Origin of the sequence: Psychrobacter sp. VH5 (assembly GCF_050572635.1) — a bacterium.
GTDB classification, from domain to species: Bacteria; Pseudomonadota; Gammaproteobacteria; order Pseudomonadales; family Moraxellaceae; genus Psychrobacter; species Psychrobacter celer.
This window is the reverse complement of the sequence record NZ_CP192145.1, coordinates 99,771-116,465: the sequence shown is the minus strand read 5'-3', so window position 1 is coordinate 116,465 and position 16,695 is coordinate 99,771. Positions and strand designations below refer to the sequence as shown.

Here is a 16,695-nt window from a genome sequence, read left to right as displayed (position 1 = left end):
GATAAGGAAGCTACCATGAGTGATATTTTTAATGTAAAAGACACCATTTCGGTCGATGGCAAGGAGCATGCCTATTATAGCTTGCCCAAACTTGCCGAGACTTATGACAATATCAATACGCTACCATACTGTATGAAAGTCGTACTAGAAAACCTATTGCGTAACGAAGATGATGGTCAGTCAGTCGGCAAAAACCATATCGAAGCGGTTGCCAATTGGGATGCAGGCGCCGAGGCGTCAAAAGAAATCGCCTTCATGCCAGCGCGTGTGGTATTGCAGGATTTCACCGGTGTGCCCTCAGTCGTTGATTTGGCTGCGATGCGTGATGCAGTGGTTGAGCTTGGCGGGAAGGCTGAGCAGATTAACCCATTTATCCCTAGTGAGCTGGTCGTCGATCACTCTGTACAGGTCGATGCTTATGGCCGCGAAGATGCGCTCGATCTCAACGAAAAAATTGAATTTAAACGCAACAACGAGCGTTATGAGTTTCTCCATTGGGGCCGAAATGCCTTTGAGAACTTTGTCGTTGTCCCGCCCGCGACCGGTATTGTGCATCAGGTCAACCTTGAGTATCTTGCGCGCGTCGTGATGGCAGCGGATGTTGATGGCGAGCTGATGGCGTATCCAGATACGGTATTTGGTACCGACAGTCACACGACGATGATTAATGGTATCGGTGTGCTTGGTTGGGGCGTTGGCGGTATCGAAGCTGAAGCGGCGATGCTCGGTCAGCCGTCTTCGATGCTCATCCCGCAAGTGGTTGGCTTTGAGCTGACAGGCAAACTCAGTGAAGGCGTCACCGCGACGGATTTGGTATTGCGTGTGGTCGAGATGCTACGAGCACATGGCGTGGTCGGTAAGTTTGTCGAATTCTACGGTGAAGGCTTGCATCAAATGCCATTAGCGGATCGGGCGACGATTGCCAATATGTCGCCTGAGTATGGTGCGACTTGTGGTATTTTCCCAATTGATCAAATGGCGATTGACTATCTGCGTCTATCAGGCCGTAACGAAGCGCAAATTGAGCTGGTCGAAAAATATGCCAAGGCACAAGGCTTATGGCACGATGCCGATACGCCAGCGGCGATGTATTCGAGCAAGCTAGAGCTCGATCTATCATCAGTACAACCAGCATTAGCAGGGCCGAACTTGCCACAGCAGCGTATCAACCTGTCTGATATGCATGAGAAGTTTGGCGAAACGCTAGAAAAAATGACCAAAGATCGCAAGTCAGAAGTCGAAGGCAAAGTACGCTTTGACCAAGAAGGCGGCGAGCAAGAGCAAGCGGAACACTTGGCAGCTGAACCCAACATCGACGTTGACACCGAAACTGACGATAGCAAAGGCTACCAGCCAGCCAATAACGTGTTCTCAAGCGTTAGTATTGATGACAAAGAGCATAAACTGCGCGATGGTTCCGTCGTGATTGCCGCTATTACCTCTTGTACCAACACCTCGAACCCAGCCGTTATGATTGGTGCTGGATTAGTCGCCAAAAAGGCCGCTGCCAAAGGCCTCAAAGCCAAGCCTTGGGTTAAGACCTCATTGGCACCTGGCTCAAAAGTCGTAACTGATTACCTAGAAAAAACCAAGCTGATGGATGAGCTCGAAAAAACAGGTTTTTATTTGGTCGGTTACGGTTGTACCACGTGTATCGGTAATTCAGGTCCGCTTCCTGATGTGATCGAAAAAGGCATCGAAGAGAACGATTTAGTCGCCTCAGCGGTGCTCTCTGGTAACCGTAACTTTGAAGGTCGTATTCACTCACACGTCAAGGCCAGCTACCTCGCATCACCACCGCTTGTGGTTGCTTACGCGCTGGCAGGTACAGTCGATATTGACTTAACTACCCACCCACTCGGTCAAGACCAAGACGGCAATGATGTCTATCTAAAAGACATTTGGCCAACGTCAGATGAAATCAACGAGCTAATTGCCAATAATATCGATGCTGATATGTTCCGTAAAAACTATGGTGAAGTGTTCGATGGTAGTAAAGAATGGAACGCGATTAGCTCAGCCGATAGTCAGCTATATCCATGGGATGAAGGCTCAACGTACATCAAAAACCCACCGTTCTTTGATGGTATGACCATGGAGCCAGAGGGTATCCCTGATATCGAAGACGCGCGTATCTTAGGTCTATTTGGTGACTCAATCACCACCGACCATATCTCGCCTGCGGGAAATATTGATCCAAACTCGCCAGCAGGTAAGTACCTGCAAGAGCGCGGCGTCATGGAAGCGGACTTCAACAGTTATGGCTCACGCCGTGGTAATGATGCAGTCATGACCCGTGGTACCTTTGCCAATATCCGTATCAAAAACCAAATGATGGGCGGCAAAGAAGGCGGTTATACTTACTACTTCAAAGATGACAAGTCGACGCTACAAGATGGTGAAGAAATGGCCATCTATGATGCAGCGATGAAGTATAAAGAAGATAAGCGTCCACTCGTCGTCCTCGGTGGGGCGGAGTATGGCTCAGGCTCTAGCCGTGACTGGGCAGCGAAGGGTACGATTTTGCTTGGTGTCAAAGCGGTACTGACCACCTCGTTTGAGCGTATTCACCGCTCAAACCTCGTCGGTATGGGCGTGCTGCCATTGACTTTCAAAGATGGCGAAGACGCTCAAACCTACAAACTCGATGGCTCTGAAGTGCTGAGCATCACTGGCCTGAACAATGGCGAGAGCAAAACCGCTCAAGTCACTGCCACTCGTGCAGATGGTTCAACTGAGAACTTTGAGGTCAACGTCGGTCTACAGACGCCGAAAGAGCGCGAATATGTGCGTCATGGCGGTGTACTGCACTATGTACTGCGCCAGCTAGCGGCGGAGAGTAAAAGCGCTGCTTAGTGGTTCGTTAGACTTACAACGAAAAAGCCCAGTTCCCTTAATGTAGGGGATTGGGCTTTTTTATGGGTAGTTAGATTTTATAAAAAGTAGCTTATTTGGGCATTTATAGCAGCTTTTTTAACCCTTCTCAGTAAGCAACTTAACCCCCAAACCAATAAACACCACGCCGCTTATTTTATTTAAAAGAACTTCGATAGCTGGGTTTTTTCTCAAGTTGGCACTAAATTTTGAGGCCAATAAAGCAAGGCACGAACACCATACAAAGCCCGTCAGCGCAAAACTCAATCCTAAGATCAGAAATGACAAGGCGCTATGAGTATAGCTAGGATCGATAAACTGCGGGAAAAAAGCTAGGAAGAATAGCGCGACTTTTGGGTTAAAGACATTGGTTAATACGCCCTGTTTGTATATTTGCCAGTGCGCGATAGAGTTGGCAGGTGCCGATAGGCTGATTTTTGGTAAATGATTTGCCAGTAAAGAAGGCTGCTTGCTCATCAGCATTTTTATACCCAGATAGCACAAGTAGCTGGCACCGATATATTTTACAATCGTAAAGGCTAGAGGCGAGTTGATCAAAATGATCGATAGACCCAATGCGGCGAGTACCGTGTGTACCAAGATGCCTGAGATGATACCGAGGACAGAATAAAACCCTGCTGCGCTGCCATGTGAGACGCTGCGGGTAATGATATACATCGTATCGGTGCCTGGAGTGAGGTTTAGCAAAATCGCCGCCAAGACAAAGCCCAGATAGTTTTCGATACCGAACATGGCTCATACTTCCTTGTGTTAGCAATAATAGGGGAGTGTTTTATTCATCGTTTATTTCGTAGTTTACCTGGTATCGGTCGTCATGAGCAGCTCATATCGATGGTTTTTATAAACGACAAACGAAAAAAATCCCAGTCACCGGATGATGACTGGGATTTTTTAGTGTTCGCTTACTAGTCTAACCTGATGCTAAGCAAAAGTGCTAATAAGTGACGCCGAATAGTGGCGTCCCCAGGGGGATTCGAACCCCCGTTACCGCCGTGAAAGGGCGGTGTCCTAGGCCTCTAGACGATGGGGACGCATAGAGTGTCATAACCTATGGTTATAACGGTACTTCACAATATCAGAGCGCTTATTTATCAATAAGCCTTGCCTAGGTGCTGACATTGTTCTCAAAGCAATATTTATCCGTTGAGCGATAAATAGTATGGTGGAGCTAAACGGAGTCGAACCGTTGACCCCTTGCATGCCATGCAAGTGCTCTACCAACTGAGCTATAGCCCCTCGCTAAGAGTGTGCGTATTTTAGGTAAGACCAGCAGTCTTGTCAACCGCTATTTTTAAAAAAATGCAAAATAATGCAAAAAAAGTCATTAAAAGTATTTAAATGGCTAATTGTGGACGTTTGAGTATGGGGGTTACATAAAAAAGAGCCAGTATCGAGCTGACTCTTTTTTATTATTTATCCATTCTACTCTTTATTGGCAAGTACAAGTCATTGGCAAGTACAAGGATATCCTGCTGCCAAACTATGCATCAGCCAAAAAATTAGGCAGATCCGCCGCTTTTTTCTCAAGTTTTTTCAGTTTCTTTTTACCAAGGCCGCCTAGGACATCAACCGCATGGCGCAAGCGCGTCAAGGTCATATCTGCACCGATAATCGCCATCGAGTTCATAACGGGCGTCGATGAGGTGCTACCAGCAATCGCGATAAAGAACGGCGCCATAAAATCGCGCATCTTAATATCGAGGTGAGCGGCAAGGCCTTTTAGCGTGGCATAGATGTTTTCCTCCGACCACGTCGGCAGGGTCTCAAGCTGCCAAAGCGCCAGTTGTAGCAGCTCGATGATTTGCTCAGGCTCAAGCGATTTATGAGTGAAGCTCTCAGCGGTGATGTCTGGCAGGTTTTGGAAATAAAATCCGCCCCAGTTGACCGCGTCAGACAACAGCTCGATGCGTGGTTGAATCGCAGCGGCGATCGCGGTGAGTTTATCGCTGTCACTGGCCCAATCGAGGATTTTGTTTTTTAGCTCTTCAGGCGTAAGGGCACGTAGCCATTCGCTGTTTAGCCAATTGAGTTTTTCGGTATCGAAGATAGGTCCACCAAGAGACACGCGCTGGATATCAAAGCTGGCAATCATTTCATCCAAGGTGAATTTTTCGGTATCGTCAGGCATTGAGTAGCCCATACGGCCTAGATAGTTGAGCAGCGCCTCAGGCAGTACGCCGGCATCACGGTAGTATGTGATTGAGGTTGGGTTTTTACGCTTCGACAGCTTTGACTTGTCAGGGTTACGCAGTAGCGGCATGTGGCAGAGTGTTGGCATCTCCCAACCAAAATAGTCATAAAGCAGTTGATGCTTGGGGGCAGAGTTTAGCCACTCTTCGCCGCGCATGACGTGAGTGATCTCCATCAAGTGGTCATCGACAACGTTGGCAAGATGGTAAGTTGGCATGCCGTCAGTTTTTAGCAGCACCTGCATATCGACTTGCGCCCAAGGAATCTCGACGGTGCCGCGCAGCATATCGTGTACTTGGCAAACGCCGTCGGTGGGCACACGCATACGAATCACATGCGGGGTGCCCTCGCTTACCAATTGCGCAGTTTTTTCTGGAGGTAGGTGGGCACAGCGGCCGTCATAGCGCGGGGTTTCGCCATTGGCCATTTGCTCAGCGCGCATGGCGTCTAGCTCTTCTGTAGTACAAAAACAGCGAAACGCATGGTCGCTTGCTATCAGCTGCTCGGCGTGTTTTTTATAAATATCGCTACGCTCGCTCTGACGATAAGGCGCGTGCGGGCCACCAACGTTTGGCCCCTCGCTCCAGTCAAGTCCGACCCAGCGTAGCGCGTCCAAAATCATCTGCTCAGATTGAGCCGTTGAACGCGTTTGATCGGTGTCCTCAATACGCAAAATAAACTCGCCGCCGTGGGCTTTGGCAAAAGCCAAATTAAAAAGCGCAATATAAGCGGTACCGACATGCGGAAAACCAGTCGGCGAGGGTGCAATACGCGTGCGAATAGGACGGGCGTTGCTCGTGTCGGAGGGAGCGTGGGTCGATGTTTGCATAATAAAAATCTCAAAATGTCGTGGGCGATAAGTAGCAACAATAGCCACAAAATAGCTGAAGAAAAAATATGACTAAAATAGCAATGAAAGAGTGGCCGTCAATAGCAAAAAATAGCGTAAAATATAGCGCTAGTATAACAGACAGCTACGATATTTTTAATGAAAAGCCTGTCTAGTGCTTGACTCACCGTGTATCCTTGCGATAATAAGGTCAAGCAAGACATAACTTGTTTATTTTCATCTGATTTTTTACTATTACCGGCCGATATGGCCGTTATCTACTGAGTCGTTTGTGTCCACATTGAATGATAAGCCAAATAATAAGCAAAACAGTACGTCCACTTGCAAACAAAGCCCTTCTTTGGCCACTGACCCTGCCAAGTCGGCGGCTGATTTATCTGCTGTAACTTCTGATACCGTGCAGCCCATCCGTGAGGGAGTGTCTGCGTGCGCGGCGTCCAGCGAGCAGCGCTTTGTCCATGATGCCGTGCTATTGCAAGAAACGGTGGCGGCGGTACTGGGCGTCAAATCTCTTCCCAAATGCACAGATGACGCCCCACAACCCAGCTTGCAAATGAGCGGCATCTACGTCGATGCTACCTTTGGCCGTGGCGGTCATAGCCGTCTATTATTGAGTCATCTGAGCGACGACGCGACGCTGGTGGTGTTTGATAAAGACCCGACAGCAATTGCTGTGGCGCAAGAGCTGGCAGCTAGTGACAGCCGTGTCAAAGTGGTGCATGATAGTTTTGCGACCTTAACGGACAGCCTAGCGGCGCTGGGCATCGATCAGGTGGATGGCTTGATGGCAGATTTGGGCATTTCATCGCCGCAGATTGATGATGGTAGCCGCGGTTTTAGTTTTATGCGTGATGGCGCGGTCGATATGCGTATGGATACCAGTCGTGGCCAGTCGGTGGCCGAATGGCTCGAGCAGGTCGATGACGAAACCTTGGCCAATGTGCTTTACGAGTTCGGCGAAGAGCGCCACAGTCGCCGTATCGCACGCGCCATCAAGCAGATGGACAGCTATGAGTCCACGCTTGAGCTGGCAGAAGTGATCAAAACGGCGCACCCCAACTGGCAGCGCGGCAAGCATCCAGCGACCCAAAGCTTTCAGGCCATGCGTATTTTTATCAATAACGAGCTGGGCGATGTCGATGACTTTTTGGCGCAAAGTATTCCGATTTTAAAAGCAGGTGGTCAGCTGGCAGTGATTAGTTTTCACTCTTTAGAGGACCGCCGAATCAAGCAGTTTTTGCAGCGCCATAGCAAAGGGCAATATCCAGAGGATGACAATCTGCCGATGCCGCCCAAACGTCCGCGCTATTTTGGTAAGCCAAAACGGGTGGGGCCTAGCAAGAGCGAGGTCAGCGGCAACCCGCGCGCGCGCAGTGCATGGTTACGACTGGCCACGCGCAGCGATGTTGAGTACCAACAGGCGGCAAGCCAAGATTAACCGCATTGTCAGTGAAGCGGTTTAAGAGTAGTCATATCGCTTTGCTATTGTTTGTCTAAATAAGATAAAAATGTGTGAATGGCTACGCTAGTGTTAAAAAGCTGTAAATATTACCTGCTAGGCTCAGCAGTTGGTTTTTTGTTTGTAGCGCGCACAACAGTGATATTTGGTTTTATGTCACCGATGCGGCCTGAGTATCTGGTAAAGACATTTGCGCATGAAAACCATTTAAAACCGTCGCCGATTTTATATTTGAAGTCCACTTTTTGAGAGCGTCATGGCAATATCTGACAAACCTACTCGCCGCGCCGGCACCCCTCCTAATGTCGATATCGGCGAGCTGTTTGTGCGCCGGTTTAATGTGGTCAGCATTTATGTGGCGATTTTATTATTGCTGGCGGCGGCAATCATCTGGAGCGGTATCAAGACCGCTGAAGGCGTCCAGCAATACCATCAGGACTATAAGACCTTGCAAGACATGAAAAAACAACAGCGCAAGCTACAAGTAGAGCATCAGCGGTTGCTTATCGAGCAGCAAACCTTTAGTGCCACGCCGCAAATTGCCAGCCGCGCTGTGGCCGAGCTTGGCATGTATTCTCCAACCCTCAAAGACAAGCTGATTATTCAGCCAGGCGCTCCTACGGCACTGGCGCCAGCCGCCTCTAGCGAGTCAGATATCACCGCCAATGATAGTGATGTCAAGCAAGAGGTTGCCAGTACCGATTTGTCGCCCGCTGCGCCGCCTAGAGCTACATCAATTAATACCAATGCGGCGGAGGCTGGGCGATGAGTGAAAAAAAATCCAAAGCCAAGACCGGTAAGTCAACAGCAGAAAACAACAGCAAAAAACCCACCAGCGGCAAAGTCACCAAGCCGCTGCGCCGTGTCAGTGCGGCCAAATCAGGACAAAAAAATAAAAAAACTGATAATAAAAAAACTGATAGTAGTGCGGCAGATAGCCGTAAGGCCAAGCTGTTTGGGCGACTAAAAAAGAATGACAATCAAGGCGCTTATACCAGTGTCAAAAACCGTAAAACCGCATTTTTAAATAAAGCATCAGGGGCGTCCTCACGGGGCGGTTTTGAGCAAGACAAAGCGCGATTTTGGACGGTTTGGGGGTTGGCGCTTGCCATATTAGTCGCGCTGATAGGCCGTGCTTACTACATTCAAGTCGCCAATGCCCAGTTTTATCAAGACAAGGGCAATGAGCTGATCACCAGCGTACGTACACAAAAATCTTATCGCGGTATGATTACCGATCGCAACAAACTGCCACTGGCAGTGAGTGCGCCGCTGGCGACAGTGTCCTTTAGTCCGCATGACTATGCGCGTGAATACTATGAGCTCAAACGCATCATTTTGACCAATCCTGACAGTCCGCAGCTACGAGCGCGTATGCAAAAACGCTTGGATGCTATGGACTTGACGACCTTGGCCGCTGCCGCCAATATCTCAGTCAGTGAGCTAAGACGAGTCACCGCGATCGATGACAGCATCGATGTCACGGACGAGGAAGCAGTAAAAGCAGCGCTGCCATCAGGCGCAGGCTCGCACTACCTACCGCTTCTTAATAAAGTCACGCCAGAGATTGCCCAAAGTGTCAGCTCTTTAGACTTCCCTGGGGTATATGAAAAAAACTTCTTTCAGCGTTATTACCCGCAGCCTCAGCCCAACTCGCAATTGCTCGGCTTTATGGGACAAAACGCCAATGACCCTGAGGGCGGCTATGAAGGGCGTGCGGGTATCGAACGTCAGTACGAAAAGGAGCTGGCGGGCAAAGATGGCAAGGTACTGGTGCTAAAAGATGCCAAACAAAACAGCCTAAAAGAAATCAAGCAAGTCGAGCCTGAGATACCGGGCAAAGATTTGGCGCTGACGATTGACTCGCGCCTGCAATATCTGCTTTATAAAGAGTTAGAAAAAGCAGGACGCCTACAGCGGGCGCGCTGGTCGACAGGTATGGTCGTCGATGTACAGACAGGCGAGGTGCTCGCCCTCTCGACCTGGCCGTCATTTAATTCCAATAACCTCAATGAGATGACCGGTGAAAACCAGCGAAACCGTGCGCTGTTAGATGTCTTTGAGCCAGGCTCAGTGATGAAGCCATTTACTGTGGCTGCGGCGTTAGACTCGGGTAAATATACCGCGACGTCATTGATTGATACCAATCCAGGCTCCATCCGTGTCCGTGGTTATACCATTCGCGATCACCGTAATCTCGGCATGATCAACATGGGCACGCTACTACAAAAATCGAGTAACGTTGCTTCGACCAAGATTGCATTATCCCTGCCGCCTGATGCCATTACCAATATGCAAAAGCAGTTTGGCTTTGGTGAAAAAACCCCATTACAGTTCCCGGGTGAGGGTAGTGGTCTGGTGGTCACGCCAAAAGAAAAAGAAACCTCGCGCCGCGCCACCGTCAGTTATGGTTATGGTCTGCAGGTGACACTTGCGCAGGTCGCACAGGCCTATTCGGCGCTGGGCGCAGGCGGTGTCATGCATCCGCTGACATTGATCAAAGACGACAAACCGCAGCCAAGCAAACGCATTATGGCGCACGAGCAGGCGATGTCTATCGTGCAGATGATGGAGAGCGTCACCGAGCCGGGTGGTACCGCGAAAGGCGCGGCCATTGATGGCTACCGTGTGGCGGGTAAAACAGGAACGTCGCGCCGTATCAACCCCAAAGGTGGCTACTATACTGACCAGTATCGCAACGTCTTTGCGGGTATGGCACCAGCATCAAACCCAAGGCTGGTGGGCGTGATGCTCATCGAAGACCCGCGCGCACAGATTTATGCGGGTCTGACTGTCGCTCCTGTCTTTCATAATGTCATGAAAGAGGCGCTGCGTTTGTATAATGTGCCTTTAGATAAACCGCTAAAAACCGAAGAGCCATAAGTATCTTGCAACACAAACACGACGACAGATGTCGGTCAGTATCCAGCGCCAGCCGCTGATTTGTGTTTACCGTTTAGGATTTGCCCATGACCACGCTTACCTCATCGCCCAGTACCCACTCGGTTACCTTGGTTACCTTGCAGCAGCTTTTAGAGAGCGGCGACCGTCAGCATTCTTTGCTACAGTCATCGCTCACCGCGCTGCTCGCTGCTGCGGATAATATCAGTGAGGGCATCTCGGTCGCGCATATACCATTTGCACAGTTTCGGTTAGATAGCCGCCACGTTGCGGCACACGATGTGTTTGTCCTCCTAAAAAGCCAGACAGGCCACTGTCAAAAAAGCCGCGACTATCTGCTACAAGCTGCGTCACAGGCGGCTTTTATTCTCTCGGAGATTGACCCAAGCGATTTGTTTGATGATGGACAGTCGCCAGCGGATGTATTGTCTTGTCCTTTGATATACGTGCCGCATATTCGTGATTTTTTGGGCAGTCTCATTCAGGCGCGTTTGCAGTACCAGCAGCCTAGTCGGTTACCCACGGTGGTGGCAGTGACAGGCACCAATGGCAAAACCACCATCAGCCAGCTGGTGGCGCAGTTGACGCAGCTGACTGGCATGAGTAGCGCTGTGATGGGGACCGCGGGTAACGGTCGACTGGGTGCCTTGGTGCAGGCTAGCCATACAACGGGCGACGCCCTTGCGGTGCAGCAGTTTGTGTATCAAATGGCGCTTGAGAAGGCAGAAATATTGGCGTTAGAAGCCAGCTCGCACGGCCTTGATCAGCAGCGTCTACAAGGCGTACCGATATCTGTTGCGATTTATACCAACTTAAGCCGAGATCATTTAGATTATCATGCCGATATGGCAGCGTATGCCGCGGCAAAAGCTAGGCTCTTTGACAAAACGCATTTTCCTTCCTTGACGCACGCCATCATTAATATCGATGATGAGTACGCGCAGGTCATGCTAGATATGGCGCATGCCAGTGGTTTGACGGTATGGACGTATAGTCTAGATGCTTCAAAGCCTGCGACTTTTGTTGCCACCGATATTACCCCAAGCTTAGAAGGGGTGAAAATTACACTGCAGACAGACATCGCCGGTGGAGATACCGCTGATAAAGGCACTGGTGATACAGACACTGGCCATAAAGAGGGCCGTTGCATAAATATCGTTAGTCCTTTGCTCGGGCGTTTTAATGTCGCCAATTTGCTGGCTGCCATTGCCGCTGCTGCTGCATTGGGCATAAGTCTTGAGCGTATCGCCAAGATCGTCCCGCAGTTACAAGGCGCGGTAGGACGTATGCAGCGCGTCGCATCGCGTGATGGCTGCTTTATTGTTGATTATGCGCATACCCCTGATGCACTCAGTCAGGTGCTGGCCAGTTTGCGCACCCACTGTGAGGGACAGCTGTGGGCGGTGTTTGGCTGCGGCGGAGACCGTGACGCGGGCAAGCGTCCGCTGATGGCGCAGGCAGGACTGGCGGGCGCGGACAGGGTTATATTGACCGCAGATAATCCGCGTACCGAAGACCCAGAGGCCATCTTGCAAGATATGCAAGCAGGCATGAGCACCGCGCAGTATCAGCGCACCCATATCGAGCCTGCACGGCAAGCGGCGATTGAGTATGCTGTCATGCAAGCAGCGCCCAATGATATCGTCGTCATCGCTGGCAAAGGTCATGAGACCTATCAAGAGATCAATCATGTCCGTTATGATTTTGATGACAGTGTGGTCTTGCAACAAGCCTTACAAAAGGCTGGGCGCAGATAGGCGATAGGTCTGCAGGGTCATGATAGTTGAGGTTTGCGTCATTATTTAAGCGCGCTCATAAAATCATGTTAAGCGTAACAAACAGTATTTATAAAAATTAAGTAGTCATCATACAAGGTAATCACTATGACAGCCGACAACGACAATACTATTCAGTCGCAAGGTCTCTATGTCTGGCAGGTAGATAATCTGCTCGCTGCGACAGCCTCGCTGAATGGGCATTGGCAGCTAGCAGCAGGACAAAGCAATGCAGAACAGAACAATGCAGGACAAACTGAGCTTGCCAACAACGCGGTCACCAGCAACCGTATCGCCACCGATACCCGCACGATAAAGAGCGGCGATATCTTTTTGGCGCTAAGCGGTGCCAATTTTGATGGTCATGACTATATCAATCAAGCCGCTGCCCAAGGTGCTGTCGCCGCTATCGTCTCACGTCCCATCTCGACGAGCATCCCGCAGTTAGTCGTGAGTGATACGCGTCTGGCTTTGGGGCGGCTGGCCGCTTATCGTCGCCAGCAGCATCAAGATTTGACTGTGATTGCTATCACCGGCTCAAGCGGTAAAACCACCTGCAAAGAGATGCTTGGTAGTATCTTTGGTCGTCTAGCACCGACCCTGATCACCCGTGGCAACCTAAACAACGATTTGGGCGTACCGATGATGTTGCTCGAGTTGTCCGATCATCATCGCTATGCCATCTTAGAGCTGGGCGCCAACCATATCGGCGAGATTGCTTACACGACAGAAATTGTCCAACCAGATGTGGCTTGTATCCTCAATATTGGTACCGCGCATTTGGGTGAGTTTGGTAGCCGTGAAGGCATCTGTCAAACCAAGTCGGAGATTTACCATACATTAACCGATACTCAGTTTGCTATTGTCCCTGACAAAGACGACTTTACCAATCAACTGCGCCGTATCGCCGAAAAACATACCTCGCATGTGATTGGTTTTGGCAATACCGATGTCAGTGCCAGTCACTTGGATGTCGAGCCTGAGCGTAGTGAGTTCAAGCTGCACATTGGCAATCAAGTCCATGACATCAACCTACCATTGGCGGGCGAGCATAATGTCAATAACGCCTTGGCGGCGGCCGCTTGTGCGTATGCGCTAAACATCGATGTCAGTGATATCGTGATTGGTTTAGAAAACGCCCGTCCCGCCAAAGGTCGTCTCAATAGCCAGATACTGGGGATGCATCGCCTGATCGATGATACATATAATGCCAATCCGCATTCCGTGCGTGCAGCGGCTAAGGTGCTGGCGGCGCAAACAGGCACACAAGTGATGGTGTTAGGCGATATCGCTGAGCTGGGTGACGCGGCAGTGAGCGAGCATCAAAGCTTGGGTCGTACCATTGCCACCACTGGTATTAACGTGTTGCTGTGCGTCGGTGAGTATGCGCCGTATACCGTAGCAGGTGCGCAAGAAATCTCTGATATCAGTGCGCATGCGTTTGCGGATAAAGACAGCCTATTGGCATATTTACAGCCGTATTTGCAAGCGCAGCAGGCTAAGCCTTGTACCGTGCTGTTCAAAGGCTCACGTGCTATGCAAATGGAAACCCTTATCAATGCGCTAGTCGAGGAGTAGGCGGTGTTAGTTTGGTTGTTTGGCTGGCTTGGCCAGTATTATACACCGTTTTCTGCGGTTTCTTCGTTGACGCTACGCGCGTTATTGGCGGTCATTACCGCTTTAGTCTTTAGCATGATGTTTGGTGGCCGCGTCATTCGCCACTTGCGTGCGCTCAAATATGGGCAGGCCGTCCGTAATGATGGACCGCAGTCGCATTTGGCCAAGACGGGCACACCGACCATGGGCGGCGTCTTGATACTCAGTGCTATCGGGGTGTCGACTTTGCTATGGGCGCGCTTAGACAACCCTTATGTGTGGATCTTGCTGGTCGTGATGGTGGTGTTTGGCGCGGTTGGCTGGGCTGATGACTGGCTAAAGATTAAGTATAAAGACCCCAAAGGCCTAATCGCTCGCAAAAAGTACTTTTGGCTGTCAATGGGCGCGTTATTTGTTGGGGTGTCGCTGTACTATATCGCCACGCTGCAGCCAGATATCGCCACCACCCGCGAGATGCAGGATTTACTACTGCCCATCTTTAAAAACTGGATCATTCCTTTCTCCGCGCTACCTTTTGGTATTGGGTTTATTATCTTTACCTATTTTGTGATTAATGGCGCTTCTAATGCCGTCAATTTAACCGATGGTTTGGATGGTTTGGCCATCTTGCCGGTGGTGCTGGTGGCTGCAGGTTTGGGCGCGATGGCTTATGTCTCAGGTGATGTGCGTTTTGCTGACTACTTGCATGTGCCTTATATCGCTTATAACTCTGAGGTCATCATTGTCTGTGGTTCGATGATTGGGGCAGGCTTGGGCTTTTTGTGGTTTAACGCCCATCCAGCCCAAGTATTTATGGGTGATGTCGGAGCATTGGCACTGGGCGCGATGCTCGGTACCATCGCGGTCATGACTCGTCAAGAGATTGCCTTTGCCATTATGGGTGGCTTGTTTGTCGCTGAAGCGCTATCAGTAATGCTGCAAGTTGGCTCTTATAAATTGCGCAAAAAACGCGTCTTTCGTATGGCGCCACTGCATCATCATTTTGAAGAGATTGGCTGGAAAGAAACACAAGTGGTGGCACGCTTTTGGATTATTGCCATTATCCTTGTCATCTTAGGGCTAATGACGCTAAAACTGCGCTAACTATTTTTTAACAAGCTGGTGTTTTAGCAAACTGAGTCTTTTGGTTCAGCGCTCTGCAAAAGCCATCTCATCGTGTTTGAGGTGGCTTTTTTGGTTCTGTCTCTTATTGTTAAGTGAGGGTTTTATGCCGCAGCTGAAGCAAACTTTGCTAAAATGACGGCCATATTTGACTGATTTTGAGAAACCTGTGTCGTTATTTATTTGTCCCCTTTGCCAGTCACCCATGCAGCCAGCAGCCGATACGTGGCGCTGTGATGGCAGCTTGCATCCAAAGCAGACCAAGCACCCTTTCGATGTGGCGCGTCAAGGTTATGTCAATTTGTTACCAGTACAACAAAAAAAATCCAAAATGCCAGGAGACAGTCAAGCCTCTATCGAAGCGCGGCAGCGGTTTTTGGCCGCAGGACATTATCAGCCATTACAGGCTTTGCTTGAGCAGCAAATGAGACCGCTACTCGGGCAGAGTGATACTGCCGCAAATTGGCTAGATGTCGGTTGCGGTGAGGGCTATTATACCCAAACAATGGCGCAGATAGACGGTATAGCATCGCTGCTAGCGGCTGACATCAGCAAGCCTGCCGTCTCTACTCTCGCCAAAGCAAGCAAAGCGGCAGGGCAGCTGTGGTATCAGCAGCCCAAAGAGGGCGCGACTCAGACGGCGGTATATCCACTAGTGACCAGCGCCGCCCATCTGCCGCTACGCGCCCGTAGTGTGACGGGTATCAGTAGCATTTTTAGTCCTATCTTGCCTGAGGCCTTTGCCAAAGTATTGTGTGACACGGGCTATCTCATCATTGCCAAACCCGATAGTCAGCATCTTGCATCGATGCGTGAGGCGTTGTTTGATAGTGTGCGCGAGCATGATTCTGATAAGTTTTTGCACGAATTAGCCCCGCACTTTACCCTGCTTGCGACGCATCACGTCAGTACCGAGCTGTCATTAGCGGCAAATGATTTGGCAGATTTGATGACCATGACCCCGTATGCTTATCGCGCTCGCGCAGAAAAACGCCAAACGTTACTGGAACTTAGTGAGCATGCGCCATTTAATACAGAGGCCAAGTTTGTGGTGTATGTTTTGCAAAAGCATGCGGGTACATAGTGCAATCTGTAGATGAAATGAGCTTGCCTGCATCCTTATTAACAGAGTCGGTATGAGGGTGTGTCCTCAACTCAATATTAGAGGCAGGATGGTCATGGCTGTCCACGATTTAAACAATGCGACCTCTTATATTGGCAATATTTATTTCGCGCCACGTATTTCATTACGCTTTACAACTGGCTGATAAGAGGGTTTTTAATCATGTTAGCAATCTTTTGAGTATCGAATGGTACGGCACTATGGATGGCAGCCCGACCTTAGTTTTACTCAAGTTCTTATCAGCAATGCGATGCATCAAATAGGCCTGACTACGCCAAAGGCAATCGTGTGGAAGACTTCACTTCTCTTAAAGAAATATTTGAGCGAATAGCAGATATACCAGGCAATTTGCGCAAGGTATTTTCGACAAAAGCACTGTAGTCGTCTAGATCTCTTGCAACTACCTGCAACATAAAATCCGCCTCTCCTGTCGTGTTGTGACAAGCTTGCACGTTTTCCGACTCTTCAATGATGCGCTCAAACAATAAAGTACTTTCTTCATCATGGCTGGTGCAAGAGATTTGGACAAATGCCATGACCCCAAACCCGACCTTACGACGATCAATATTCGCCTGATAACTGCTGATTACCTTCTCTTCTTCGAGTTTTTTTAAGCGTCGCCAACAAGGCGTTTCACTTAAAGACAATGCTTCGGCCAACTTTACATTAGAGATACGGCCATTTTTTTGTAACAGAGCCAAAAGTTGAATATCGGTTTTATCTATCGTCATAAAAAGCAACAACCTTACAAAAATAACGTTAAATTCGAAAGAATCCTCTAATC

General features: G+C 49.6%; 11 protein-coding genes and 2 tRNA genes. 8 read left to right on the top strand and 5 right to left on the bottom strand.

The genetic code is table 11. From position 1 onward, the window contains the following. Positions 1-15: 15 nt before the first annotated feature. A complete protein-coding gene (gene acnA, locus ACNFVB_RS00510; protein ID WP_430737727.1) occupies positions 16-2,856 on the top strand; it encodes an aconitate hydratase AcnA in 2,841 nt (946 codons plus the stop codon). Positions 2,857-2,973: 117 nt separating this feature from the next. Here acnA and ACNFVB_RS00505 read toward each other — a convergent pair whose 3' ends face one another. The 4 genes from ACNFVB_RS00505 to gltX all read right to left on the bottom strand — a co-directional run bounded on the left by ACNFVB_RS00505 (position 2,974) and on the right by gltX (position 5,914). Then, positions 2,974-3,627 carry a LysE family translocator gene (locus ACNFVB_RS00505; protein WP_430737726.1) on the bottom strand — a complete coding sequence of 218 codons (654 nt, stop codon included), beginning with the start codon at positions 3,625-3,627 and terminating at the stop codon, positions 2,974-2,976. Positions 3,628-3,850: 223 nt separating this feature from the next. Next, positions 3,851-3,926: transfer RNA gene (locus ACNFVB_RS00500), tRNA-Glu, on the bottom strand. 129 nt (positions 3,927-4,055) lie between these two features. After that, positions 4,056-4,131 (bottom strand) — tRNA-Ala (locus tag ACNFVB_RS00495). 244 nt (positions 4,132-4,375) lie between these two features. Then, positions 4,376-5,914 carry a glutamate--tRNA ligase gene (gene gltX, locus ACNFVB_RS00490; protein ID WP_430737725.1) on the bottom strand — a complete coding sequence of 513 codons (1,539 nt, stop codon included), beginning with the start codon at positions 5,912-5,914 and terminating at the stop codon, positions 4,376-4,378. Between the two features lie 427 nt (positions 5,915-6,341). Between gltX and rsmH the strand changes: the two genes are divergently transcribed. The 7 genes from rsmH to ACNFVB_RS00455 all read left to right on the top strand — a co-directional run bounded on the left by rsmH (position 6,342) and on the right by ACNFVB_RS00455 (position 15,872). Next, positions 6,342-7,373 carry a 16S rRNA (cytosine(1402)-N(4))-methyltransferase RsmH gene (gene rsmH / locus ACNFVB_RS00485; protein ID WP_430738537.1) on the top strand — a complete coding sequence of 344 codons (1,032 nt, stop codon included), beginning with the start codon at positions 6,342-6,344 and terminating at the stop codon, positions 7,371-7,373. A 277-nt stretch (positions 7,374-7,650) separates the two neighbouring features. Continuing rightward, on the top strand, positions 7,651-8,163 hold the full coding sequence (gene ftsL / locus ACNFVB_RS00480; protein ID WP_430737724.1) for a cell division protein FtsL: 513 nt from the start codon (positions 7,651-7,653) through the stop codon (positions 8,161-8,163). Next, positions 8,160-10,277, top strand: a complete 2,118-nt coding sequence (locus ACNFVB_RS00475; protein ID WP_430737723.1) for a peptidoglycan D,D-transpeptidase FtsI family protein — start codon at positions 8,160-8,162, stop codon at positions 10,275-10,277. Before ftsL ends, ACNFVB_RS00475 begins: the two co-directional genes overlap by 4 nt. An 86-nt stretch (positions 10,278-10,363) precedes the next feature. After that, the gene (locus ACNFVB_RS00470) at positions 10,364-12,052 is read left to right on the top strand and encodes a UDP-N-acetylmuramoyl-L-alanyl-D-glutamate--2,6-diaminopimelate ligase (RefSeq protein WP_430737722.1); all 1,689 of its coding nucleotides are present in this window, start codon (positions 10,364-10,366) and stop codon (positions 12,050-12,052) included. 126 nt (positions 12,053-12,178) lie between these two features. Next, positions 12,179-13,648 carry a UDP-N-acetylmuramoyl-tripeptide--D-alanyl-D-alanine ligase gene (locus ACNFVB_RS00465; RefSeq protein ID WP_430737721.1) on the top strand — a complete coding sequence of 490 codons (1,470 nt, stop codon included), beginning with the start codon at positions 12,179-12,181 and terminating at the stop codon, positions 13,646-13,648. 3 nt (positions 13,649-13,651) lie between these two features. Beyond that, the gene (mraY, locus tag ACNFVB_RS00460) at positions 13,652-14,770 is read left to right on the top strand and encodes a phospho-N-acetylmuramoyl-pentapeptide-transferase (RefSeq protein ID WP_430737720.1); all 1,119 of its coding nucleotides are present in this window, start codon (positions 13,652-13,654) and stop codon (positions 14,768-14,770) included. Between the two features lie 223 nt (positions 14,771-14,993). Continuing rightward, the gene (locus ACNFVB_RS00455; protein ID WP_430737719.1) at positions 14,994-15,872 is read left to right on the top strand and encodes a putative RNA methyltransferase; all 879 of its coding nucleotides are present in this window, start codon (positions 14,994-14,996) and stop codon (positions 15,870-15,872) included. A gap of 308 nt (positions 15,873-16,180) precedes the next feature. Here ACNFVB_RS00455 and ACNFVB_RS00450 read toward each other — a convergent pair whose 3' ends face one another. Then, complete coding sequence (locus ACNFVB_RS00450; protein ID WP_430737718.1) at positions 16,181-16,642, bottom strand: Lrp/AsnC family transcriptional regulator; 462 nt, start codon at positions 16,640-16,642, stop codon at positions 16,181-16,183. Positions 16,643-16,695: the final 53 nt, after the last annotated feature.

Excerpts from the sequence above, each read along its gene's own strand:
- ACNFVB_RS00475 (WP_430737723.1), top strand. The coding sequence starts at position 8,160 with ATGAGTGAAAAAAAATCCAAAGCCAAGACCGGTAAGTCAACAGCAGAA.
- acnA (WP_430737727.1), top strand. The coding sequence starts at position 16 with ATGAGTGATATTTTTAATGTAAAAGACACCATTTCGGTCGATGGCAAG.
- ACNFVB_RS00470 (WP_430737722.1), top strand. The coding sequence starts at position 10,364 with ATGACCACGCTTACCTCATCGCCCAGTACCCACTCGGTTACCTTGGTT.
- ACNFVB_RS00450 (WP_430737718.1), bottom strand. The coding sequence starts at position 16,642 with ATGACGATAGATAAAACCGATATTCAACTTTTGGCTCTGTTACAAAAA.
- ACNFVB_RS00505 (WP_430737726.1), bottom strand. The coding sequence starts at position 3,627 with ATGTTCGGTATCGAAAACTATCTGGGCTTTGTCTTGGCGGCGATTTTG.
- ACNFVB_RS00465 (WP_430737721.1), top strand. The coding sequence starts at position 12,179 with ATGACAGCCGACAACGACAATACTATTCAGTCGCAAGGTCTCTATGTC.
- ACNFVB_RS00455 (WP_430737719.1), top strand. The coding sequence starts at position 14,994 with ATGCAGCCAGCAGCCGATACGTGGCGCTGTGATGGCAGCTTGCATCCA.
- ftsL (WP_430737724.1), top strand. The coding sequence starts at position 7,651 with ATGGCAATATCTGACAAACCTACTCGCCGCGCCGGCACCCCTCCTAAT.
- gltX (WP_430737725.1), bottom strand. The coding sequence starts at position 5,914 with ATGCAAACATCGACCCACGCTCCCTCCGACACGAGCAACGCCCGTCCT.